The sequence below is a fragment of the Mammaliicoccus sp. C-M13 genome (assembly GCF_022386845.1).
In the GTDB taxonomy this organism is placed as follows: Bacteria; Bacillota; Bacilli; order Staphylococcales; family Staphylococcaceae; genus Mammaliicoccus; species Mammaliicoccus lentus.
In genome coordinates, this window is sequence record NZ_JAJNHQ010000007.1 from 82,161 (window position 1) to 107,227 (window position 25,067).

Genomic DNA, 25,067 nt, shown 5'->3' on the forward strand with positions numbered 1-25,067 from the left:
CACCCTTTATTCATAATAACCATCAGTAGACTTTCTAAAAGTCTCAAATTGATTACCGTCATGACCAAACCAGATTTCTGCGTTTTTTTCTTTTGCGAGTCGCTTAATGTATTCAACTGAGTTTGCCCAACCAATAGAATCATAAATAATTCCAGGTGGCTGCAATTTAGGTTCCATACTTTCTCGTGTGTAAATAGCATCAGAAGCTAAGATTAACGTGCCTAGCTCTTCCGTTTCAATTTCAAGACCAATCATTCCCCAAGCATGGCCACTACCAAAATTCAGTACCTTCACTCCATCTACAAGGTTCAAGTGGTCTTGATCACGTGAAATTGTGTGCCAAGTTAAATCACTTTTAATCCAAGCATCAATATCACTCCAAATATATGCACCTTCTTGTTGGTTACGTGCATAGCACTTCATCGCACCACTGAATTCATCATCATGAACAATAACAGTTGCGTTTGAAAAATATTCTAAACAACCAGCGTGGTCTAGATGTAAATGTGAAGCAACTACTATATCTACATCTTTAGGGTCAACGCCTAACTGTTCTAGCCTATTAGGTAAATGACACGAGTCATCTGAAAAATACGGAAAAGCTTTCTGTGTCGCATTAATCCAACGACCCTCTTCACCCATTGAATTAGGATTACAAGCAGTATCAAATAAAATTTTAGCATCCGGATGGTCTATAAAAACTGTATAAATCGGAAATTCATGTAATTCATTTTCTTTATTAGGATTGTCGAGCGTGGCTTGGTTTGAATTAGCTATCATTAGATTTTTGTCCATTTGCATGCGTCCATTATCCAAAACATAGATTTTCATACGTTCTTTTTTTATATTTACCAATACAATCAACCCCTTTAATTATATGTTACTCCCCATTGTAAACCCTTTCACTTTTGGTGTAAAATTATACCTATCGAATTATATTGTTTCTATATTTTGTATAATTATTTGATTTTTGTTATTCATTCAACATGTTATAATGTTATTATTTTCACGAAGATTACATTTTTAATATAAAGGGGTATAAAAATGAAAAAATTAATAATATTAAGCGTATTATTATTGGTATTAAGTGCTTGTAATAATAAAGATTCAAATAATAGTGCAATAGATAAAATTGAGAAAAAATATGATGCAAATGTAGGTATGTATGCTCTTAATACTCAAAACGGTGAAGAATTATCATTTAATGAAGATAAACGCTTTGCTTACGCTTCTACATTAAAAGCTGTAAGTAGTGCCATGTTACTTGAAAAAGTACCTTCTAATAAATTAGATAAAAAAATTCACATAAGTAAGGACGATATTGTTACATATTCACCTGTGTTAGAAAAATATGTCGACAAAGAGATAACTTTAAAGAAACTTATAGAAGCTAACATGTTATATAGTGATAATACTGCTAATAATAAAGTTATTGACGAGCTAGGTGGTTATAAAGAAGTTAAAAAAAGATTAGTAGACTTAGGTGATACAATGACGTATCCATCAAGAAAAGAACCCGATTTGAATTTATATACACCAAAAGACAAACGAGATACAACCACTCCCTTAGCCTTTGGTAAAACATTGAATAAACTTATAATCGACGGCAATCTTAGTAAATCAAATAAAGATTTCTTAATGAACCTAATGTTAAAAAATAAAAGTGGAGATACGTTAATTAAGGATGGTGCTCCATCCGACTTTAAAGTTATGGATAAAAGCGGTCAGGCAGTTACGTATGGTTCAAGAAATGATGTTGCTTTTATTTATCCAAAAGGACAAGATAAACCTATAATATTAGTTATATTCACTAATAAAAATAATAAAGACGCTAAACCTAACGATAAAATAGTAAGTGAAGTAGCTGAGGAAGTTTTGAAAAATATTAGTGAATAATTTGAGACCTTAGTAGACAGCATAAGAGAAAGCATGAGTAGATTAATAGTTTAATTGTCATTAATATTAATTTTTTAAATAATTAATAGATTATCAACATACTATTCATTTGTAATGTTTTCTATTTTTTATTAATGTTAGGTCTATAACAACTAAGGAGGCAATTTAATGGTTAGCAAATCTGATATTACTTTTTTAGAAAGGTGTGTCGAGTTAGCGGAACAGGCGCTGAATAAGGGAGATGAACCTTTTGGATCTATTATAGTAAGTTCTGAAGGTAACATTTTATTTGAGGATCATAATCGTGTTAGTGGCGGTGATCATACAAGACATCCTGAATTTGAAATAGCGAGATGGGCTGCAAATCATTTATCTCCTGAAGAACGTAAGTCAGCAACTGTTTATACTTCTGGGGAACACTGCCCGATGTGTGCGGCTGCACATGGTTGGGTAGGTCTTGGTAGAATCGTTTATGCAAGTTCTTCAGAACAATTAGGTAAGTGGTTGAGTGACATGGGAGTACCACAATCACCAGTAAAAAGTCTACCTATTCAACAAATTATAGAAAATGCTGATGTCGATGGCCCAGTTGATGAATTAGCAGAAAAAGTACATGCATTACATTTAAAGTTACACGAAAAAAATTAATATATTCTTAAATAATTCCCCTCAATATTCGAAAGATGCTGAGGGGATTTTTATATTCAAAAAATCTACGTGTGTGATTATTCCCTATCATTTGTGATACATTTCCCCATTATTAATTTCTTTGTCACCGTTAGACACCTCTTCATTAAGTCTGTGACTGGTCAATATCCTTTTGTGTAAGTTGAAAATTTATGGTAATATCATCATGGATAAAGATGAGATAATAATAGAAAAGAAGGTTTAAATATATTATGAAAGAAAATTTTTGGAGTGAATTACCACGTCCATTTTTTATTTTGGCACCTATGGAAGACGTTACAGATATCGTCTTTCGTCATGTTGTTAGTGAAGCAGCTAGGCCAGATGTGTTTTTCACTGAATTTACAAACACTGATAGCTTCTGTCACCCTGAAGGTATAGACAGTGTTCGCGGACGCTTAACATTTAGTGAAGATGAACAGCCTATAGTTGCTCATATATGGGGAGACAAGCCAGAGCATTTCCGAGAAATGAGTATCGGTATGGCAGAGATGGGCTTTAAAGGTATTGATTTAAATATGGGTTGTCCCGTAGCCAATGTTGCAAAAAAAGGTAAAGGTTCTGGATTGATACTTCGACCTGAAACCGCGGCTGAAATTATTCAAGCATCTAAAGCAGGTGGTCTACCGGTAAGTGTAAAAACCCGCCTCGGATATTATGAAATAGATGAGTGGAAAGATTGGTTAAAACACGTCTTCGAACAAGACATTGCAAACTTATCTATCCATCTCCGTACTCGTAAAGAGATGAGTAATGTAGATGCACACTGGGAATTAATCGAAGCAGTCAAAAATTTGCGTGATGAAATCGCACCAAATACATTGCTAACTATTAACGGTGATATTCCAGACAGAAAAACAGGGCTTGAACTTGCAACAAAATATGGCATTGATGGTGTAATGATCGGTAGAGGCATTTTTCATAATCCCTTTGCTTTTGAAAAAGAACCACGCGAACACACGAGTAAAGAACTGTTGGACTTGTTAAGATTACATCTAACATTATTCGACAAATATTCTCAAAAAGAAAATCGACAATTCAAAAGTTTACGCAGATTCTTTAAAATCTATGTACGAGGGATTAGAGGTGCAAGTGAACTGCGACATCAATTGATGAGTACACAATCAACAGACGAAGTTCGTGCATTGCTCGATGAGTTTGAAGCGAAAATAGAGGAAGATATAGAATCTTAAAGCAGCTATGAGCAAGTATCAGGTTTTAACCCTACAATTATAAACTTTATCGCAGATATGTATATAGCCCCTGTTAACATTATTGTTAACAGGGGCTATATTATTAATTATAAATCTTTATATTTAGTATTTGAATCTTTGCTTTTGTTTATTGGGTACTTTTCAACATTTTTCACTAGTTTCTTACGGATAATTTCATTAATATCAAAGTCTAAATTATCTGCCAACATATAACTATAGATTAATACATCTGCTAATTCTTCTGCTAACCTCTCACGCTTAGTATCCACTACCTCTTCAGATGATTTCCACTGAAATAGCTCAAGTAATTCTGCTGCTTCTAAACTAATTGATAAAGATAAATCCTTTTCATTGTGAAATTGTCTCCAATTACGTTCATCTCTAAATTGATTGATTTCTTTTAGTACATCTTTTGTTTTATCCATTTTTATCACCTTTAGACGCTTTTTTAAGTGCTTCTCTTAATTGTTCATCTACTGCATAAATATATAAACCATTTACACCACGTGTAAGTAAAACATTTAATTCATTTTTCAATAGCATTTCCGAAAAATGATGCTTTGAACCATCTTCTAATGTTCTCCGACGTGTAGCCTTTTTATTAGCACTACTATCTTTATCAAAAACAATCCTACCATCTCTATATTTTACAGAAGGTCCAATTATTACTCCAGCATAGTTTAAGTCTAAACCTTGAATTGTGTAAGTTGAGCCTATCTCATTTATTGATTGATCTTGTTCAACCCAAGGCAAGTTCGACTGTTTTTTACTAACTTCCAATTGATAATTCCATGGCATTGAAAAATTGCCAATATCCACTCTCCAATAGTCCTTATTTTCAGGAGGTTTTTCTTTATATTGCCAATCAAAGGTGGCAAGCATTCTCGATATACCACTTTCTGTATTTTGAGACTTGTCTTTGATAGATTTTTTTAATTCCATTGGTGTATCAAAGATTTTAATTTCATAACCTTTTTTATCAAAAGGAATATTGTTTATTACTTGATCATCAACCAAATTTCTTATCCAATTAATTGTTGCTTCATCACTATTAATGCGCATTTGATTTTTTAATGTAATATGATTATTTTTATTTTTGGCGTAATCAAAATAATAATTTAACTTATCTACTTCCCATATTTGTTCAGTTGTAAGTACTTGTTTTAAGTCAAAAACAATAACTACAACTTTAGCTCTTTCCAATAAATCATTTAAATGATTTTTTCCTTGATAACTCTGTTTACCTTGAGTTAAAAGTAAATGTGCTTCATCTACAATTACAACATCTACTTTTTCATTTGATGAATGACTATTAATAAAGCTAGTTGGTTTACTAACAATTTTATTCTTCTTAGTAGAAATACCCAATTTAGTAACTATTTGATTATAAATTGATACATGCTCATTTTGATTTACTAATAAATGAATATCTAGATTATCATCTAAATCTAAATTGTACTTTCCAATTTCATAAAGCAACGTACTCATTAAAACAGTTTTTCCTGATCCAGCTTCTCCCTCAACAATTATCAATTGTCCTTCTTCATCTAAAATTAGCGACTCTTTAATTTTATCTAATATCTCTTCCTTAGCATTAATTTGCTCTTGAGTTAATTTATGAAAAGGAGATGCTTTAAATATTGCTGAATCTTTAATGATGCTTTCAATTGGAAACAAAGATTTATTTTTATTATTTAATGTTTTCCAAATATCAGAAAAAATTTCATCTAGCTTTTCAGACGTATAGTATTCATTTTGTTGATTTGTTCTACTATTATGAACCCTAGAAATACTATCTACACTTAACAAATACTGCATTAGTCTATTTTCAATATCTAAGGTTAATGACTTATTAAATAATTCATGACCAATCACATACATTGATGAACTGTTTGATTCAGAAAAGCTTTCCCAAAATGGTTTCATTTTTGTATCCGCATTAAGATGTTGTCTAGTTCTATTTCTAATATCTGCTGTTTCTCCAACGTAAACTTCAAAGTTATTTTCACGTTTTTTGTCGTTTATTATGTATACAGTTGGATACCTTAATAAGTATTTTCCATCTGCCGAAGTTTTCCATTTTTGGATTGAATCATTAAGATTTTCCATTGAATATTTCATATTTTCTATCTTTAACAAGTTTCCCATCTGCATCACCTATTAAATTATTATCTATTAAATTCTATTTTGTAATAATTTTATATGTTTTTTTAAAATTTAACTTAAGAAACCTCAATTTTTATAATTTAACCTTATTTATTATTAAGGTAATGAAATAAATAAGGTTAAATGAGCAATGTTTTACTCATTTATCCGATATATTTATATGGAAACTAATTTAAATATATTAGTCATATTTTTACTTCTATTTAAATTATCACTATGATAAGTAGATATTGTATATAAACTTTAGAGAAATAACAGTGGCTCTAGACCATGAAATGAATAAACTAAACCTTTCATTAAAAAATATAAGTCGCGTAGATTCTAATTTCTCTGTAAATATTTTAAAAGAAAAAGAAAATAGTATTACACCTCAAAGTTGGATGGAAGGTTGGACAATTGAAGCTGGCATGTTGGCAATGAAATATATATTGGAGTCAGGTCAATCCACCGAAGTTGTCTTGACGGCTAACGATATGATTGCAATTGGCGCCGGACAAGCCATAAAAAGTAGTGAAATAAAGGTGCCAGAACAGCTTCAAATTATTGGAATTAATAACAACGAAATGTCTTCGCTAGTGTCTCCGTCTATCTCAAGTATTGATATTCCGAAGACTACCCTAGCAAAAGAAGTGGTTTGCTTAACTAACAAACATATTAAAGGGAACGATACAAACGCTTATCATATCAATATAAATACACACTATATTAAACGTGAAAGCACACAATTTTAAGCTAGTTTAATAATTCTAATAATACATCTTAATTTAGGATGATAAGAAGTAGTATCTCAATAATATTTGAATTCGACAAATTCACTTTCAATTAGTGTTACAAGAATCTCATTTACAAATTGTGATATATTACTATTGAATTTTTAAAATAGAAAATATACTGTTAAAAATAAGAGCATCTTCCAAGTATAGTGAAAGATGCTCTTATTATTTTTTGTTATCTTGTCAATAATTCTACTAATTTTTATCCTTTGCTATGGATGTTATATATAAATCATTTTCTCTAAGTTTTATATAATACGCATAGGTATCATGTTTTACAAATTAATCTACCGATAGATGCTTGATATAAAAATGATCATTCATTTGGTAGTTATTTAGTTTGAAGTATTTTTTTGTGTATATTAGAATTCAAATAAATATTAGCTACAATTTCTATAGTTTGAACAGTTGTGCATTAAACGGACAAATCGCCTTTTTGCTTTTGATATTTTGAATTAAAAAACCATTGGGTGTTGAGATTTTCACTTATATTTCATGCAAAGTCTCTGTTGTCCAAACAATAAACTGAAAATACTTAGAATAATAAAATTCTCAAAAACAAGTAATTTAAGTTGTAGTTATTTTGTCTGAGATTCATATGATAAGAAACAAAAAGAGAGGATTGAGTTAAAGAAGCTATAAATGTACTACTCTACATTATTGAAGCATTTTTAAAACATTCATTTCCTAATTACATATTACTCAATATACTTTATAAAAAACACAAAATATGGCAGTCATATTTTGTAATATATGAATTAAAGATGCTCACGATTGGAATCGAGCATTTAGGATACTTGCTATATATATACCTAAAATTACAGAGTACTAAAACACGCTCACCGTCCATTCAAAAAAGGTGGAGATATACCTTATACCTAAAATTACAGAGTACTAAAACAATTAATTATACCCACGTTTATGCCGAGAAATATACCTTATACCTAAAATTACAGAGTACTAAAACCCTCCACATATTCATCATCTAACTTTGCACATATACCTTATACCTAAAATTACAGAGTACTAAAACGAATCTAATAGTAGAACTACGAGAAATAAATATACCTTATACCTAAAATTACAGAGTACTAAAACGTACTTTCCCAATGGATGATGGACGTCAAATATACCTTATACCTAAAATTACAGAGTACTAAAACCATCAATCATTGTGTATATTTCTTCTTCTTATATACCTTATACCTAAAATTACAGAGTACTAAAACATATCAAGTTGCAGTCCTAATTCTTCTTCCATATACCTTATACCTAAAATTACAGAGTACTAAAACTTGCACATATCAACGATATTCGTGCTGAGGATATACCTTATACCTAAAATTACAGAGTACTAAAACGTTTAGCAGTGATACCTGCCATTGCTGTCCATATACCTTATACCTAAAATTACAGAGTACTAAAACACATTGGTTTATATACTTTAACTGCATCCAATATACCTTATACCTAAAATTACAGAGTACTAAAACATAGTCAGACAATCGTTAATAGTCGTGGTGATATACCTTATACCTAAAATTACAGAGTACTAAAACGATGACCATCTTCAGCAAGGTTATATAAACATATACCTTATACCTAAAATTACAGAGTACTAAAACCTCTAGCACAATTATAACCTTGAAATATAATTAAGAAAATAGATAAGTTGATAACGCTAATGAAATTTTTGTTTTATCGATATCTAATTGATATTCTAAATTACAATGTTTTAAAAATGAAATAATGATATAAAGATCAATATCTTTAAAAACAATAATATCCGCAAGCAAATAGTTAGAAATAATTGGTTTTATTTCTAAAACTGAACAATATTTTACAAATAAATATTCAAACCTCTCTTCAATCTGTTCTTTTTCCACATTAATTGGCGCATTCCAATAGCTATCTTCAAAAAATGATTCAGTAATCATTTGAACATTATTAATAAAATAATTTAGTCCTTTAATACTCTCAGATAAAAAACATGGTGATTCGGTTAAAACAATAACCGGAACAGGTAAGTTGTTTAGTATTTTCCTGAACCTTATTTGTTCTTTAATACTAAGTCCAGCTTCTGGATATAAATAGATTACAAATGCTTTTTCTTTTGCTTGATAATCCATTTCATCCACTACTAGTGGGACAACTTGTTCTAAACGAGTAATTAGTCTGGCATAATCTTCCGAATAATCATATTTAAATGAGAGTAGTTTGATGAATAGTTTTAAATCAAAAGACTTAATAGTAAGTGGCAGTGTACCTTTTAAATTATCTCGTAAATCATCTAACAGTACATTGATAGAATTAATATAACCTTCTATTTCCATATCACTTTGCATTTCTCTCATAATCTTCATAGTCATCATACTCGTTGCTGATAAATGGTGTTCATTTTCAATTGTAGAATGATCTAAGAGAAATCCTCTAAACCGATTATGTGATACTCTTTCATAATCTGTAAGGTTTGTAATTGTAACAGTATCTTTATTTGAATTTCTAGGTTGAAAATAATTCTTAAGCATATCTAAAATGTATTCTTCATGCGTTGAATCCTCATTATAAATAGATGTATATATACTAGTATTTAAAATAACTTTTGGTATTGCATCAATGTTGATTTCTAAAATTGCTTCATACATAGGTTTTCTCCTAAAATAAAATTGTACGATTATCTCCTAATATTTCGATATTTTTATCTTCATCTCCTAACAATATTTTCATTTTTTCATATTGCTTTTCGGTAATAGTTAAAGCTCTAACATGACCATTTGGTGGTAAAATACGTTTCACATAATTTACACTGCTATTCGCCGCATCTTTATTGATACAACTTTTAATGTAAATAGAATACTGCATCATCAAAAACCCTTCCGAAATGAGTCCCTTTCTGAACTTACTATATAAACGTCGTTCTTCTTTTGAGTCAGTTGGGAGATCAAACATAATCAAAACTCTCATAAATTTATAACTCATGATTTGTAAAATGAATATTGCTTAATATTTGGTAATTTGAGTGTTTCATATCTCCCTGTTCTGAAATACTCAATAATTGATTGAATCATAATTTCAATCGCCCTAATAACTGTATTCTGCTGCCCATCAATTTGTACCCTAGCATGCATCAGATTTATCAGCTCTAGCCTATACTCTTTAGTCATATATTCCACTTTCGGAGGATGTTTCAAAAGATATAAGTCTACTAATGGTCTAAATACTTCAATGATATCTGATGCAAGGTTAAAGTGGTTTCTTGCACCATTATGATGTATTCCTAAAGCTGGAATCAATCCTTTAGCCACAATTGTTCTTGCGATTGCCGAATTTAAAATAGTGTAACCAAAATTCAACACCATATTTTCTATTAAAAAATCATCATCACGTCTAAAATTTTTAAAAAATGTATTAAAATAATACTTAGCTGCTTGGCCCTCTATGTTCATTTCATCTCTAGGTGAAACCATTGTTTGTAATGTTTTCATTTTGATTATTCTTTCTTCATGCACTTCAAAATGTTTCATACACTGAATTTGATTTTGTATTTTTTGAATCAAAATATATTTCCATAATTCAGCTTTTCTTTCTTCCGACCATTGAAGCTGTTCCTTCATTTGGCCATATTGATTAAAATGACCATTAATCGGCTGAATCATACACTCTGGCAAATGATGTTGATTACAAAAAATAACTAAAATATTATATTTAGATAGCTCTATCATAAGCCTAGAGGTTATAGTAGTTGTTAAATCTTCAATCACTATTGCGAAAATATCGCTAAGGGGAATTTTAACCTCCAAATCCCCTTTTGCGACTTTTAAATTATTTAAATTTAATGCAAGCTTATCTACTTCTGAAAGATACACAATTCTCCATGCCAAAATTTAATCATCCTTTCATTATCATTTGGGGATGTTGTTTACTTTTCACTTCATAAAGATTGCCTAAAATATCTGTAGAATATTTTTTAATAGATTGTGTTTTACTTGCTATGGTTTTAATTATTCTAGGTGATCTTTTATCATTCATATGCTCTAAGTATTCTCTATATGTGATGTCTATCATATTTACTTCAATTCGGTTAAGTAGATCATTATTTACTCCTATGACTCTATATAATTCCCCATTAACCTTAATCAAGTCATTATTGTAAAAACTTGCGATAAATTCTGCTTGATCACTAATTTTCTTCAGTTTCTTTGCTTTTTCATAACACTCTGAATTAACTTCATAGTAGTTTTCTTTTTTGATAACTTCTAAATTTTTAACTGTCACAAATTTATATACGCCATTATCTAAGTAAACATCAAAGCGATACGGTTTTAATGATAGTTTTACTACTTTATTTCTGCTCGTTGGATAATCCTTCGTAATATCTAAGTGCACGTTTAGCTTGTTACCATAATATTTAATTTTTTTGATGACTGGTCCATTATCTTTTTTACTATATTTCGTTAAGTAATTGCCAGTTTCTTTATGATATTTATAAAGAGGATTTTTCTCATTGCCATATTGTTCCATGATCAATTTTAACTTTTGATACGTTTGTGGATCATGATGATACATCAATAATTTTTCAGGTGATTTATTAATTAATTTTTTCAATTTATCATTATCTTTATCGTATAACCCATTTAAGTTATTAACGATTAATGTATTCCCTTTGTCATCTTTTCTCGTAGAATATAATGTATCATTTACTAACTCTCTATTCGGCTTTTTATCAACTCTATGTGAATACTTATAATCTTTAAAATCCTTAATGTTTTGGATTTGGTGAGGCGTTATAAAAATTTCTTTATACTCTTGCTCAGTCTCAATTTCAGGCATACTTTCAGCTTGTTTTTCTTCGACCGTTTGATTTTCCATCACTTTTTTAGCTTTATCTAGTTTTTTCCATTCTTTGAAAATAAAATCAGCGTTCGCAATAATCAGTGCATCTTCAGCATGGTGTTTGTAGCCCTTATTTCTTTCTTTTTTGAACTCCCATTCCCTTCTTAAGAAACTTGTAAATCCGCCATTAATCGATTTCACTTTGACATCTAAGTCATTCACTCTAAAATACGATCTTAATAAGTTCATTAACTCTCTTGTCGCATAACGTGTATCTACTAAGTTACGGTTAATAAAATCTTTTTGGACACTGAAGCGGTTGATATCTCGTTCTTCTAACAAATATTCTTTTTTCTTCTTAGAGATTCTACCTTTGCCTTTAGCAAGATTTAAAATATGCTTTTTGAATGTCTCATAACTTATTTTAGAATTTGAAGAACTTAAATATTGAAATGGCGTCCTATTACCTTTTTTACTATTTTCCTCTTGTTTTACCAACACTTTATTGTTGAAAGAGTTATCAAAAGAAACAGAACGTGGAATAATATGGTCTACTTCGTAATTGAATGGATTATTAAGTAAATCTTCTAGAGGGATTGCTTCTAACGAGTATAAACATTTCCCTTCTTGCATATCGTGCAGCTTAATTTTTTCAATTAAATATTTAGCATTTTCTTTACCTGTTGTTCTTATAATTTCCTCAATACGTTCATTCGTTTGACGATTTCTCTTCTGCATTTCATTAATCATTTTTTGTGCATCTTTAGAATTCTTTTCTCTCGCAAGTTCAATAATAATATCATTTGGCAAACCGTATTTTTTAATAATAGCGTTAATTACTTTAATAGACTGTATAAATGAACGTTTTACAACTGGAGACAATATAAAATCATCAACTAAAGTCGTAGGAATTTCTTTTTGTTGGCTTAAATCCACCTTTTTAGGTACAAGTTTCAAACGATTGAAGATTGCCATTTGATTATCGTTTGTATGCCACAATTCATCTAATATTAAATTTATTGCCTTTAGAGAAAGGCTATGAGTTCCTGTATAACCTGTCAATTTTGAAATTTGTTCAATCTCTTCTTGTGCCAATTCTGAATTTAGGTTTGCTAATTCTTCTTTAATATCTTCTGATGACTGGTAAATGGTTAATATTTCAGCTATTTGATTGAGTAGCTCTGCATTCTCAAGAATTTTTTTTCTTGCTGTGATATCTTTTATATCGTGATAAACTTTGAAGTTTGTAAATTCTGGTTTACCTGTACTTGTGACACGATAGCCTTTGATGTCTTCTTCATTCACCAAAATTTCCTTCGCGATTTGTTTAAGCGTCAGCTTTTTCTTTTGTTTAAAGACATTCTCGATAACCTGGAATTTTTCATAATACTCTAGCTTCTCATTCTCATCTCGTACAATAACCAAGTTGTTCAAATCATTCAGCACATTATATAAATCAGCATTATAGGCATATTTCACACTTCGTAATTCTTCTGGGAAATACGTACAATGTCCCATTAACATTTCATACCATTCTTTAATATCTTTCCATCCAAATGGGCTACCTTCACCTGGTCCCTCATAATATGTTCTTCTTGTTTCCAATAAATCGATATAAGTATCTATAAATGATTGATCAAGTTGATGATATGCTTTTTGTACTTTTAATAACTGCTTTGCCTCTTTTACATAGTCAGATGTTTTGAAACGGTTAATCGATCCTCTCACTTCACCGTCTGCTTTCAAACGTTCCAACTGTAATTCCGCAACATACTTCTCTTCTAATGCTTTACTATTTCTTGAAATTTGTTCTTTTGTGGATAATTCATTACCTGTATCTTCTTCCACTTCATTAACATTATGTACACCTCTACGCTTTGCTAAATGGAGCAATGCCACAGAAAATTCCTCTTCACTTAATTTTTGACTTAATCCTTTTACACGTGTCTCGTAAGGATTGATCCCACTTTGTTCACTATGATCCGTCAGCAAATTATGATCAAATAAAAGTTTCTTTACTCTTTGTAATCTATGTCTACGACGTCTCTTAAGCCTTCTAGTACCTCTTTTTGCTCGTCGTCCTTCATTATTTTCAACATTAGCCTCTTTAAATAAACGTACACCAGCATCTATGACATCTTTAGTTTCATAATCAATAATTCCATAACCCACTGATGTAATCCCGATATCTAATCCTAAGATATAATTCCTTTTCATATGACCACTCCCAGATACATGAAATTTTTATTGTTGATATAAAAAAATCTCGCCAACAAGTTGACGAGATAAACACGGCATTTTGCCTTGTTTTAGTAGATTCTGTAATTTTAGGTATAAGTACAATACATATTAGTATTGTACTTATATAATAATATATCTTTCAACTTTAATCAAACAAAATTTTATTGTTCTTTAACTTAAATTCAGTATAAAAATTTATCTTTTAAAAAGCTGCTCTTAATTTAACTATAACAATGTAATACTTCTAATAATTAATAAAAAAATGCTGTTTCAACTATTTTCTAACACCTCACAAGTAATTAAGATGACTTATATTTCACCTAAAAACTGTGAAAGCATTCCTGGAATAATCAATATGATTGCAATAATTAACCAACATCTTTTAGAAATAAATTCATAAAAACTCATAGGTTTAAGTGTATATCTTTATCACAAATATATTCTAAATCATCTTGAACATTAACTAAGTTTTCAAAATTAACGCCATATAGCTCAGATAAATCTTGTTACGTTAAACCAAAAATTGTTCTGTATTTCCTAATTATCATTGTGTTACCAAGTATATCTATAATTAACATAGTCAGTTGAATAGTGTAAAAAACCGCATTATTTATGATACGCTTCCCCTTATCAGCGATATTGCTAAAAATACCAAAATAAATTTAATTTATTTTGGTATCAATTTTCTAATATAATTTTTTTAGTGTTAAATCGCCTGTAGTTTTTACTCCAGTCCAATACTTTCCAGTTAATTCGGTTTCCTCAACAATTAATCTTGTTGTTCCACGATTAATAGGATTATTCTCTTCGTATTCAGCTTTCGGACTTGTTATATAAGTATAATACAAAATATTTTTACCATTTTCATTAATAATCTCTGCTGTAATACTATTACTAGTAATTTCATCACTTTTTAATTCAATATTTACAGTTAAAAATGTTTGCTTTATTTTCACTTCAACTTTTTTAACTCCACCTTTTCCATGAGTATATCTGATAATTGCTTCATAGACTCCTGATATATCGAGCTGCTTATTAAATATACGAAACAATTTACATTTCCACATAAACCTTTCAAATCCTATAGTGAGAAACGTTGATATTGTTATAGTGTAACTTATGATATCTATCCAGTCTATCTGCCATATAATACAAGATATTAGAATTAATAATAATCCAATAATTACGGTAAAGATCCCACTTATTTTAATCAAATGATTTAATTTGTCATTCATATTTTTTCTCACCACTATATTCAAAATAATTCTTTACATCTAGAATAAAATTTTTATAAACATTATTTTTTTCTTGAGAATCGCATAAATATAGAATACCATTAGGTTCTTTAAATTCACTTAATTTATCAATATTGTCTATTAAAAATGTAATTAATTCATTAAATGTATCTCCTAAAGTCAGACCACTGCTATATTTGTAATCCGGTATGTTCCAAAACAAACCTTCAACTCCAAATGAAGAAGTTTGTTCCGCATTTTCATTTTTACTATCTATTAATTGATATCTTATTTCCTTTATTATTCTAACCATCTTTTTATATTTATAATTTGTATTGTTATTTTTTATAACACTATTATTTATATGCTGTTCCGGATAATTTATAATTCGTTCACCTTTATCTGAATAAATTGTGATTCCTCCAATGAAATTATTTGGATCATCTATATAATCATTACTATAATCTCTATATCTAAAACAAGGTACACAATCTGTTTCTTTACGGTAAGTGTTGCCATTGATTCTAATTGCTTTATTACCTCTTCTTACCTCACTTCTTCCAAATCTTTTAATCAAAGCTTCTTCTACTTCATCTTTAAAATGATACGGAGGCTTATTACTAGAAAAAAATTTATAATTTTCTCTAGTTTTTCCTTCCCTATATTTATCAAAAAATTCATTTTCTTTTACCACTGCAATATCAACGTCACTATTTTGTCTTACATTGGTATTTGTTGCATACGAACCTTTCACAAATATACTTAGTTCATAATCTTTCGATGAATTAGTCATTTTAATTTGATATGATAGTGTATCTTCATTGTTTCTGTGTATACCTTTTTTTGTTTCATATCCCAATGATTCCAGAGATTCTTGGATAATTCTTATTGCATTTTCACACTTTTCTTTTTCAGATTCTGACAATGGTTTAGAATATAATTTTAATTGTTCTTCAGTAAATAACAAATTTGCTCCCCCATTCGTACTCAGTTTAACTACATAATAATCTATACTTTTATAATTAGCTACTTAATATTACTTAAATAATATAACAAACAATATTTTTCACAAAGAAAATCACAAGAAAAGTCACATAAAGACTTAATATTTGCTATATTTGTATAAAGGATAATATAGAGGTGGAATATAAATGGCGACAATCGGATTTGAAGAAAAGTTATGGCAAGCGGCAGATAAATTACGTGGGAGTATGGATGCAGCAGAATACAAGAATGTAGCATTAGGAATTATATTTTTGAAATATGTATCAGATTCATTTGAAGAGAAATATGAAGAATTGAAAAATGATGAATTAGCTGATGAAGAAGATAAAGACGAATATCTAGCAGAAAATGTTTTCTGGGTACCTAAAGAAGCACGTTGGCAATATATTAACGATAATTCTAAGAAACCAGAAATTGGTCAAATTATTGATAAAGCAATGATATCAATTGAAAAAGAAAATGAGTCATTAAAAGGCGTATTACCTAAAGATTACGCAAGACCAGCTTTAGACAAGGAAAAGTTAGGAGATATTATTGATTTATTTACTTTCAAGGTCGGAGACTCTGAAAGTAAGAAGCAAGATGTCTTGGGACGTGTTTATGAATACTTCATCGCAAAATTCGCAAGCGCTGAAGGTAAAAATGCAGGTGAATTCTATACACCAGCATCAATCGTAAAATTACTTGTTGAAATGGTTGAACCATATGAAGGTAGAATCTATGACCCCTGCTGTGGTTCCGGCGGTATGTTTGTACAAAGTGAACGTTTTATAGAACGTCACCAAGGACGCTTAGATAATATTGCGGTATACGGTCAAGAATCAAATCCAACCACTTGGAAATTAGCAAAAATGAATTTGGCTATTCGAGGTATAGATAGTGATTTAGGTGATCATCATGCAGATACATTTCATAATGATTTACATAAAAATTTGAAAGCTGATTTTATATTGGCTAATCCTCCATTCAATGCAAGTGATTGGGGACAAGAAAAATTATTAGATGATTACCGCTGGAAATTTGGTATTCCACCTAAAGGCAATGCCAACTATGCATGGATTGAACATATGATTTCTAAACTTGCACCAAGTGGCACAGCAGGATTTGTATTAGCGAATGGTTCGATGTCTACAAGTGGTAAAGATGAATTAGAAATACGTAAAAACTTAATTGAACAAGACTTAGTTGAGTGTATTGTCACATTACCAGGGCAATTATTCTATTCAACTCAAATTCCAGTATGTTTGTGGTTCGTGACAAAAAATAAAGCTAAAAATGGTAAGAATGAACGTAGTGGAGAAGTACTATTTATAGATGCTAGAAATATCGGAAGCATGGTATCAAGAACATTAAAAGAATTCTCAGATGATGAAATAAAAGATATAGCAAATGTATATCACTCATGGCGTGGTACAAACGATAATCAATATGAAGATAAAGCAGGTTTCTGTAAAGTAGCAAAGACAGAAGAAATAAAAGATAATGAATATATCTTAACACCAGGGCGTTATGTAGGATTAGCAGAAGTAGAAGAAGATTCAGAACCTTTTGAACAAAAATTGGAAAGAATCACAGCAGATTTAAGCGAACAATTTGCGAAATCTAAAGAACTTGAGGACCAAATCCGAAAATCATTGGAGGGGTTAGGTTATGGAGTTTAAAAATTATAAAATTAAAGATATTGGAGAAGTAGTGACAGGATTTACTCCTTCAAAAAGAGAGAAAGATTTATATGGATTTACATTTCCATTCATTACACCTAGTGATATAGCAAATTCTAAATATGTAGTTCCTAAAAGATTTTTAAGTGAACAAGCTATAAGTAAAAAAGAAAAGAAAGTTTGTTCCGAGAGTAGTGTAGGAATTAGTTGTATAGGTTCGGATTTAGGAAAAGCTTTTTTTATGCAAAAAGTAAGTTTTACAAACCAGCAAATAAATACAATAACTAATATTAAAAAAAATTTTGATCCAGAATATATATACTATAAAATAAAAACTTTCAGAGATTATTTTCATCGGATTGCTGATGGAAGTACAATGCCAATAATTAATAAATCAAAGTTTGAAAACTTATCATTAGAAATTCCTTCACTAAAAAATCAAAAGAAAATTTCTGGTATTTTATCTATATTGGATAATAAAATAGAATTAAATAAAAAAATCATAGCAAACCTTGAAGAACTTTCACAAACATTATTTAAACGTTGGTTTGTTGATTTTGAATTCCCTGATGAAAATGGAAATCCATACAAATCAAGCGGTGGAGACATGGTTGAGAGTGAATTAGGTGTGATACCTAAGGATTGGAGTATACAAACTTTAAATGATATATCTGAAAGTTATAATACTAAAAGGAAACCATTATCAAAGTTAGAACGAGAAAAAGTTGCATCAATTTATCCTTATTATGGTGCGACTAAAATAATTGATTATGTAGATGACTATTTATTTGATGGTAAATTCATACTTGTTGGTGAAGATGGTACTGTTCAAACAGAAGAAGGTCATCCTTTTGTGCAGTATGTTTGGGGACAATTTTGGGTTAGTAATCATGCTCATATTTTGAAAGGGAAAAATTTATCAGATGAAGTGTTAATGCTAATATTAAATAACATTGATATTCAACCTTATATTACTGGTGCTGTTCAGCCTAAGATAAGCAAAAAAAATTTAAATAGCATTAAAATAGTAGTAGGTAGTAAACTTATATATGGAAAGTTTGATCAGTATATAAACACTTATTATAAAAAAATTCGCGAAGTTCATGATGAAAATAAATATTTAACCCAACTCCGTGACACATTACTACCAAAATTAATGTCAGGTGAAATTGAGATACCTGACGATATCGAGGTGAATGAAGATGAGCTTTCAATTTAGTGAAGATGATTTAGAACAAGTGGCACTGAAGTGGTTTGAGGGGCTTGGTTATTCTGTTAAGAATGGTCGAGATAGTGGTGAAAATGGGGTTATGAATGAACGGGAGAGCGACAAAGATGTTGTGCTTGATGATCGTTTAGAAGCGGTTTTAAGACGTATTAATCCTGAACTCAATGATAGTGCAATTGAACAGGCTATGCGTGAAATTTCTATAGAGAAGTCTCCTAGTTTATTAGAGAATAACCGTTCTTTTCATGAAATGATTACAAATGGTATTGAGGTTGAACACTATAATGATGACGGTGAGACGATTAATGATTTGGTGTATGTATTCGACTTTGATAACCCGGGAAATAATGATTTCTTAGCGGTTAACCAATTAACTGTTGTAAATGGAGACTATAAAAAGCGACCTGATATTGTGTTATTCATAAATGGATTACCAGTAGTGGTAATAGAACTGAAAAATTCTACAAATGAATCTGTTGGTATTGAAGACGGATATCATCAGTTAGAAACTTATAAAATGAGAATTCCACAACTATTTAATCACAATGCAGTATTAGTGACGAGTGATGGTGTTAATACAAAAGCTGGTTCTTTAACTGCTGATTATGATCGTTTTATGACTTGGCGTACTAAAGATGGAAAAACTGAAGATTCATCAACATTTCGTAGTTTAGATATATTAATTCACGGTATGTTAAATAAAGAAGTACTATTAGATTTAATTCGTCATTTTGTTTTGTTCCAAGATGATGGTAAAGGAAATATAGTTAAAATATTAGCTGCATATCATCAATATTATGCAGTGAATAAAGCTGTTGATCGTGCTATGGAAGCAACATCTGAACATGGTGATGGTAAAGGTGGTGTTATTTGGCACACACAAGGTTCTGGTAAGAGTTTGACAATGGTCTTCTTCTCAGGAAAGTTAATTCAAAAATTAAATAATCCAACATTAGTGGTCGTAACAGACCGTAATGACTTAGACAATCAATTGTATGGTACTTTTGTTAAGTCCAAAGGACGCTCAGGTAAAGGATTACTAAGACAAACACCTAAACAAGCAGAATCACGAAAAGAATTGAAAGAACTATTATCTGTAGAATCAGGTGGTATCGTATTTACAACTATGCAGAAATTCGAACCTGAAGAAGGTCAAGTGACAATGGATGCATTAACAGACCGTAAAAATGTAGTAGTTATGGCAGACGAAGCACACCGCACACAATATGGCTTCAAAGCAACTTACGATGAAAAAGGTGAAGGTATTAAATATGGATATGCAAAATATTTAAGAGATGCTCTACCTAACGCTTCGTTCGTTGGTTTTACTGGAACACCTGTATCTTCTACAGATAAGAATACGCAAATGGTGTTTGGAAATTATATTGATGTATATGATATGACACAATCTGTAGAAGACGGTAGTACGGTTAAAATATACTATGAAAGTCGTATTATTCCATTAAATTTACCAACCGATTTAGATATTGATGAAGCATATGATGTCATTACTTCTGGCCAAGAAGAAGATACTAAATCTCGATTGAAATCTAAGTGGTCACGTATAGAAGCTCTATCTGGCGCAAAACAACGTGTACATGCTTTAGCGACTGATATTATTAATCACTTTGAAACAAGACAGAAGGCAATGAAGGGTAAGGGTATGATTGTCACAATGAGTCGTCGTATTGCAGTCGATTTATATGATGAAATTGTAAGAATTAAACCCGAATGGCATTCAGATGATGATGACAAAGGTGTTATCAAAGTCGTTATGACAGGTTCATCAAGTGATCCGCAAAACTTCCAAAAACATATAGGTCCGAAAAAGAGAAGAAACCTTTTAGAGAATCGTATGAAGGATGTTAATGATGAATTGCAACTCGTAATTGTGCGAGACATGTGGTTAACAGGATTTGATGTACCTTCAATGCATACAATGTACATAGATAAACCGATGAAAGGTCACAATTTAATGCAAGCTATTGCACGTGTTAATAGAGTATTTAAAGATAAACCGGGCGGCTTAATTGTTGATTATGTAGGTATTGCTGAAAGTCTGAAGGAAGCACTAAAAGAGTATACGGACTCTGATAGAGAACAAACAGGTATAGACACAGATAAAGCACTTGAGGTTATGTTAATGAAATACGACATCATACAAGATATGTTGTATAATCATGACTATTCTGATTTTGAGTCAGAAGATCAATTAAATCGCTATAATGCTATTTCAAATACGATGGATTATATCATTGGATTAGGTGAGAAAGAAAGAGAGCGATTTGTGACAACAGTGACAGAGCTTTCTAAGGCATTTGCATTATGTGCGACAGAGGAAGCTGCTCAAGAACTGAATAGTGAAATTGCATTTTTAAAAGCAGTGAAATCCGGACTTGTTAAATTATTAGCTCCACCTAGTGAAGGAAGCAAGCGTAAAAAGACACCTGCTGAAATAGAAGCAGAAATCAATCAATTGATTTCAAAGTCAGTTGTAACTGAAGAAGTTGTAGATATTTATCAAACACTTGGAATTGAAAATCCAGATATCTCAATCTTGTCAGATGATTTCTTAAAAGATGTAGAAGGACTACAGCAAAAAAATGTTGCAGTTGAGTTGTTGAACAAATTACTTAAAGGACAAGTTAAGTCATTAATGAAAACAAACGCTACAGTGTCTAAGAGGTTTTCTGAGATGTTAAGTAAATCAATACAAAAATACAATAATCGTTCTATTGAAGCTTCAAAAGTAATAGAAGAATTAATTCAAATGGCCAAAGAAATTAAGCAAGAACAAAAACGAGGTAATGACTTAGGTTTAAGTACTGAAGAAATCGCATTTTATGATGCATTAGCTTCACATGAAACAGCAAAAGAGGCGATGGGCGATAAAGAATTAAGAGCCATTGCACATGAATTAACGAAGCTTATAAAAGAAAATATGACAGTGGATTGGGTCGTACGAGAAAGCTCGAAAGCAAAAATGAGAGTACAAGTTCGTCGACTGCTTAAAAAATATGGATACCCACCAGATTTACAAAAAATTGCCGTTGAACAAGTAGTTGAACAGGCAGAGTTAATGGCGAGTAATTTATAATTTAGAAGACCTGCAATATAGCTTATGCTATGTTGTAGGTCTTTTGTTATAAATAGTATTTGAATGTAGCAGTAACAAGAGCTAAATAGTTAATCTGTTGAATATTATTATTATTTTACTTTGGAAAAGAATCAATATATTCATCTAATTCTTTTTGTTTAGCTTCTAATTCTGTTTGCAGACCTGCATTATCAATTTCTTCTTGTAACTGTGCTATAACTTCAGGATCAGGTTCTGTTGCGTATTCAATTGGACTATCTTCTCCTCCAGAGTAAGTTCTATTAAAATCAGTCCCATCAATTTCACCACGAAAACCTAAACTTGCAGTATAACTTTCACCTTGTGGATTAGTATAACTAACAGTCTTGTCTCCGTTTTGACTCCAAGTATTTCCTTCTTGATCTATAATACCAGCAACATTTTGACCATTATCTATCATTGTTAATACTTCAACCATTGTCGGAGATTCATTTACAATTGAATTTTCATCGGTTGGTCGTATTTGACTATCATTATTGTCTGGATTATCAAGGTTTTTATTAGTTTTCTTTTTACTGTTTGAAGTTGTCTCATCATTAGATAATTTTAACTCTGAATTACTCTTAGAATCGAAATAGGCAAATATACAAAATCCAAGAGTTGTTGCTAATAATATAGCTATTATTGCAAGTAATATATTTTTCATTAAATTCCCTCCGTATAGTATTTAGAATATTATATAATACAATCGTTGATAATAATAGTTAAATTTCAGTGAAATTAGATTATATACAACTTATGAAGAGTAATTGTGTTCTATATAATACATCTTGCGTTATAATGAATTTATACATTAATTAAAATAAGGGTGATTATTATGGATGGTAATGTTCGGTCAGCGATTGAATTTTTAAGGGGTGCGGTTAAGATTTATATTCCTGTTTATCAGAGGAATTACGACTGGAATATTGAAAACTGTAAATTATTGTTTGATGATTTATTAGACTTAGAAGTTAATGATAAGAGGACACATTTCTTTGGTAGTATCGTTGTTAAACCTGGGAATTATTCTCAGGATATTATTGTAATTGATGGTCAACAGCGTTTAACGACTTTGTCACTATTGATGTTAGCTATCAAGAATTGGTTAGATAAGAATGAAGAGAAAGCACAACATGTTCGCTTAACAGCTGATTATGTATTAAATACGTTTTTACAAGATCAGTATTTAAGTACACCTGATAAATATATTTTACAATCTAACCCTAGAGATTATAAGTCTTATAAATTATTGTTCGGTAATGAAAAGTTTTATGATAAATCTTCAAATATTACATTAAATTATAGTTATTTCTATGATTGCATTGATAGTATGGATATTTCAGTTGATCAGTTAATGAATTCAATCCAGAAACTTCAATTTATGGTTGTTAATCTGAACTCACCAGAAGATGACCCACAATTGATATTTGAAAGTCTTAATTCAACAGGTGTTGCTTTAACGGATGCAGATAAAATACGTAACTTCTTACTTATGAACGAAGACTTACCCGAACAAGATAAATATTTCCAAAATTATTGGCAGCCTTTAGAAGAAAATACACACTTTGAAGTTAGTAAATTCTTTAGATATTATTTAACAATCAAGAATGCCGAATTTCCAAAAATCTCAAATGTTTATAATGAATTTAAGACGACTTATTTTAATTTAGATTTTAATAAACATGATTTTTTTGAAGACATCAATGATTATTCCAATACTTATAAGATGATTCTTGAATGTAATACGGGGACAAAGCAGATTGATAGAATTTTAAATCGATTTTTAGAATTGAATGTAACAGTTATAAGACCATTTATTATGGCAATTATTAATGACTATACTTCTGATAGAATTTCTGAAGAAGAAACTATAAGAATAGTGGAGATTATAGAGAAGTATATAGCTAGAAGGATTATAACAAAGACACCTTCAAATGCATTAAACAAAGTAATTGCTACATTATATAGAGACTTTAGACATTTTCAAGATACGCATGATAATGAATACAAAGATTCAGAAGTTATCACATATTTATTACTTAAGAAACAAGGTTCTGGTAGAGTACCTACTGATGAAGAGTTAATAAGAAACTTCAAAAATAATAATTGGTATAACATTAATTCATCATATCGTTCATATATATTTGAAAGGTTAGAAAATTATAACCATATTGAATCATTATCAATATATGAAGGATTAAAAAATAAAGACTATAGTATTGAACACATCATGCCACAAAAGTTGAGTTCTGAATGGAAGAAAGCATTAGGTGATCAATATCAAACGATACATGATAGTTATGTAAATAGTTTAGGGAATCTTACGATAACAGGCTATAATTCGAAATATAGTAATAGAAGCTTTGAAGAAAAGCAAAATATGGAAAAAGGATTTAAAGAAAGTCATTTCGTTAACTTAAACAAGTTACCAGCAAGAAGTGAAAATTGGCGTGAAACAGAAATTATTGAAAGAACAAATCAATTAATTAACATAGCAATTGAAATTTGGGAATTCCCAGAGTCTACGATACAAGAAGAAATAGAAGAAAATGAATTATTTGTATATGATGGTGAAGAGAATTTTGCTAATTATAAAATACAAGGATTTACGTTTATAAATGATGAGTATATACCAGCTAAGACATGGAAAGGATTTTTCTTAGAACTATTCAAGCTGCTTGCCAAAATAGATTTAAACCCATTAGTCGAATGCTCAAAAATAGATACTAATTTTGGCTATGAATCAGTCATTCTTAATAAGAAAACAGAAGATACTGAAGAAATCGTTCCAGGTATATATTTATTCTTAAAATTATCTAATGAAAGAAAGATGAACTATATCAATAAGTTCCTCGATAAATATAATATCTCATACGATCAATTATCATTAGATTTAGAGTATAAAGGACAGAGTTAGATTAAAAATTAATGTTTTCAACATAGATTACTATAGTACAACACGCCCTTCATCATATTTGAAGGGCGGGTTTTTTATGACTTATTCCACTAT

At 30.2% G+C, this 25,067-nt stretch carries 18 protein-coding genes and 1 CRISPR repeat array; of the genes, 8 read left to right on the forward strand and 10 right to left on the reverse strand.

Annotated features, from left to right (window positions below):
- Positions 1–6: 6 nt before the first annotated feature.
- On the reverse strand, positions 7–855 hold the full coding sequence (gene ahlS, locus LQ615_RS07085; RefSeq protein WP_218688677.1) for an AhlS family quorum-quenching N-acyl homoserine lactonase: 849 nt from the start codon (positions 853–855) through the stop codon (positions 7–9).
- Between the two features lie 189 nt (positions 856–1,044).
- Between ahlS and bla the strand changes: the two genes are divergently transcribed.
- The 3 genes from bla to LQ615_RS07100 all read left to right on the forward strand — a co-directional run bounded on the left by bla (position 1,045) and on the right by LQ615_RS07100 (position 3,776).
- Positions 1,045–1,896 carry a BlaZ-like penicillin-hydrolyzing class A beta-lactamase gene (bla, locus tag LQ615_RS07090; RefSeq protein WP_016999796.1) on the forward strand — a complete coding sequence of 284 codons (852 nt, stop codon included), beginning with the start codon at positions 1,045–1,047 and terminating at the stop codon, positions 1,894–1,896.
- Between the two features lie 168 nt (positions 1,897–2,064).
- The gene (locus LQ615_RS07095; protein WP_064205286.1) at positions 2,065–2,544 is read left to right on the forward strand and encodes a nucleoside deaminase; all 480 of its coding nucleotides are present in this window, start codon (positions 2,065–2,067) and stop codon (positions 2,542–2,544) included.
- Positions 2,545–2,795: 251 nt separating this feature from the next.
- Complete coding sequence (locus tag LQ615_RS07100; RefSeq protein ID WP_103269372.1) at positions 2,796–3,776, forward strand: tRNA dihydrouridine synthase; 981 nt, start codon at positions 2,796–2,798, stop codon at positions 3,774–3,776.
- A 107-nt stretch (positions 3,777–3,883) separates the two neighbouring features.
- On the opposite strand, the gene LQ615_RS07105 is transcribed toward LQ615_RS07100, so the two are convergent.
- The gene (locus LQ615_RS07105) at positions 3,884–4,222 is read right to left on the reverse strand and encodes a nucleotide pyrophosphohydrolase (protein WP_103269373.1); all 339 of its coding nucleotides are present in this window, start codon (positions 4,220–4,222) and stop codon (positions 3,884–3,886) included.
- Complete coding sequence (locus tag LQ615_RS07110) at positions 4,215–5,945, reverse strand: DUF2075 domain-containing protein (protein WP_218688674.1); 1,731 nt, start codon at positions 5,943–5,945, stop codon at positions 4,215–4,217. The genes LQ615_RS07105 and LQ615_RS07110 overlap by 8 nt, the downstream gene beginning before the upstream one ends.
- Positions 5,946–6,220: 275 nt before the next feature.
- Between LQ615_RS07110 and LQ615_RS07115 the strand changes: the two genes are divergently transcribed.
- Complete coding sequence (locus LQ615_RS07115; RefSeq protein ID WP_239713546.1) at positions 6,221–6,694, forward strand: substrate-binding domain-containing protein; 474 nt, start codon at positions 6,221–6,223, stop codon at positions 6,692–6,694.
- Positions 6,695–7,601: 907 nt separating this feature from the next.
- Positions 7,602–8,361: a CRISPR direct-repeat array (repeat unit 36 nt; unit sequence ATATACCTTATACCTAAAATTACAGAGTACTAAAAC).
- A 30-nt stretch (positions 8,362–8,391) separates the two neighbouring features.
- Here the strand turns inward: LQ615_RS07115 and LQ615_RS07120 are convergent.
- From LQ615_RS07120 to LQ615_RS07145, 6 genes are all read right to left on the reverse strand, one after another.
- Positions 8,392–9,381 carry a hypothetical protein gene (locus LQ615_RS07120; protein WP_182093637.1) on the reverse strand — a complete coding sequence of 330 codons (990 nt, stop codon included), beginning with the start codon at positions 9,379–9,381 and terminating at the stop codon, positions 8,392–8,394.
- A 10-nt stretch (positions 9,382–9,391) separates the two neighbouring features.
- Positions 9,392–9,715 (reverse strand): CRISPR-associated endonuclease Cas2, encoded by a 324-nt coding sequence (cas2, locus tag LQ615_RS07125; RefSeq protein WP_261797315.1) that lies wholly within the window; start codon positions 9,713–9,715, stop codon positions 9,392–9,394.
- A complete protein-coding gene (cas1, locus tag LQ615_RS07130; RefSeq protein WP_218688672.1) occupies positions 9,712–10,617 on the reverse strand; it encodes a type II CRISPR-associated endonuclease Cas1 in 906 nt (301 codons plus the stop codon). The genes cas2 and cas1 overlap by 4 nt, the downstream gene beginning before the upstream one ends.
- A 7-nt stretch (positions 10,618–10,624) precedes the next feature.
- Positions 10,625–13,786 carry a type II CRISPR RNA-guided endonuclease Cas9 gene (gene cas9, locus LQ615_RS07135; protein WP_239703794.1) on the reverse strand — a complete coding sequence of 1,054 codons (3,162 nt, stop codon included), beginning with the start codon at positions 13,784–13,786 and terminating at the stop codon, positions 10,625–10,627.
- Between the two features lie 710 nt (positions 13,787–14,496).
- Positions 14,497–14,862 (reverse strand): Cap15 family cyclic dinucleotide receptor domain-containing protein, encoded by a 366-nt coding sequence (locus tag LQ615_RS07140; RefSeq protein WP_481817244.1) that lies wholly within the window; start codon positions 14,860–14,862, stop codon positions 14,497–14,499.
- A gap of 175 nt (positions 14,863–15,037) precedes the next feature.
- Positions 15,038–16,012: a nucleotidyltransferase domain-containing protein gene (locus LQ615_RS07145; protein WP_239703792.1), complete on the reverse strand. Its 975-nt coding sequence runs from the start codon at positions 16,010–16,012 to the stop codon at positions 15,038–15,040.
- Positions 16,013–16,196: 184 nt separating this feature from the next.
- On the opposite strand from LQ615_RS07145, the gene LQ615_RS07150 reads away from it, so the two are divergent.
- The 3 genes from LQ615_RS07150 to LQ615_RS07160 are packed head-to-tail and all read left to right on the forward strand — an operon-like array spanning position 16,197 to position 22,036.
- Positions 16,197–17,711 (forward strand): class I SAM-dependent DNA methyltransferase, encoded by a 1,515-nt coding sequence (locus tag LQ615_RS07150; protein ID WP_239703791.1) that lies wholly within the window; start codon positions 16,197–16,199, stop codon positions 17,709–17,711.
- Positions 17,701–18,930 carry a restriction endonuclease subunit S gene (locus tag LQ615_RS07155; RefSeq protein WP_239703790.1) on the forward strand — a complete coding sequence of 410 codons (1,230 nt, stop codon included), beginning with the start codon at positions 17,701–17,703 and terminating at the stop codon, positions 18,928–18,930. The genes LQ615_RS07150 and LQ615_RS07155 overlap by 11 nt, the downstream gene beginning before the upstream one ends.
- Positions 18,914–22,036 (forward strand): type I restriction endonuclease subunit R, encoded by a 3,123-nt coding sequence (locus tag LQ615_RS07160; protein WP_239703789.1) that lies wholly within the window; start codon positions 18,914–18,916, stop codon positions 22,034–22,036. Before LQ615_RS07155 ends, LQ615_RS07160 begins: the two co-directional genes overlap by 17 nt.
- 115 nt (positions 22,037–22,151) lie before the next feature.
- On the opposite strand, the gene LQ615_RS07165 is transcribed toward LQ615_RS07160, so the two are convergent.
- Positions 22,152–22,721 (reverse strand): hypothetical protein, encoded by a 570-nt coding sequence (locus LQ615_RS07165; protein WP_107360090.1) that lies wholly within the window; start codon positions 22,719–22,721, stop codon positions 22,152–22,154.
- Positions 22,722–22,892: 171 nt separating this feature from the next.
- Here LQ615_RS07165 and LQ615_RS07170 point away from each other — a divergent pair, with 171 nt between their 5' ends.
- The gene (locus LQ615_RS07170) at positions 22,893–24,974 is read left to right on the forward strand and encodes a DUF262 domain-containing protein (RefSeq protein WP_239703788.1); all 2,082 of its coding nucleotides are present in this window, start codon (positions 22,893–22,895) and stop codon (positions 24,972–24,974) included.
- The last annotated feature ends 93 nt before the right edge of the window (positions 24,975–25,067 follow it).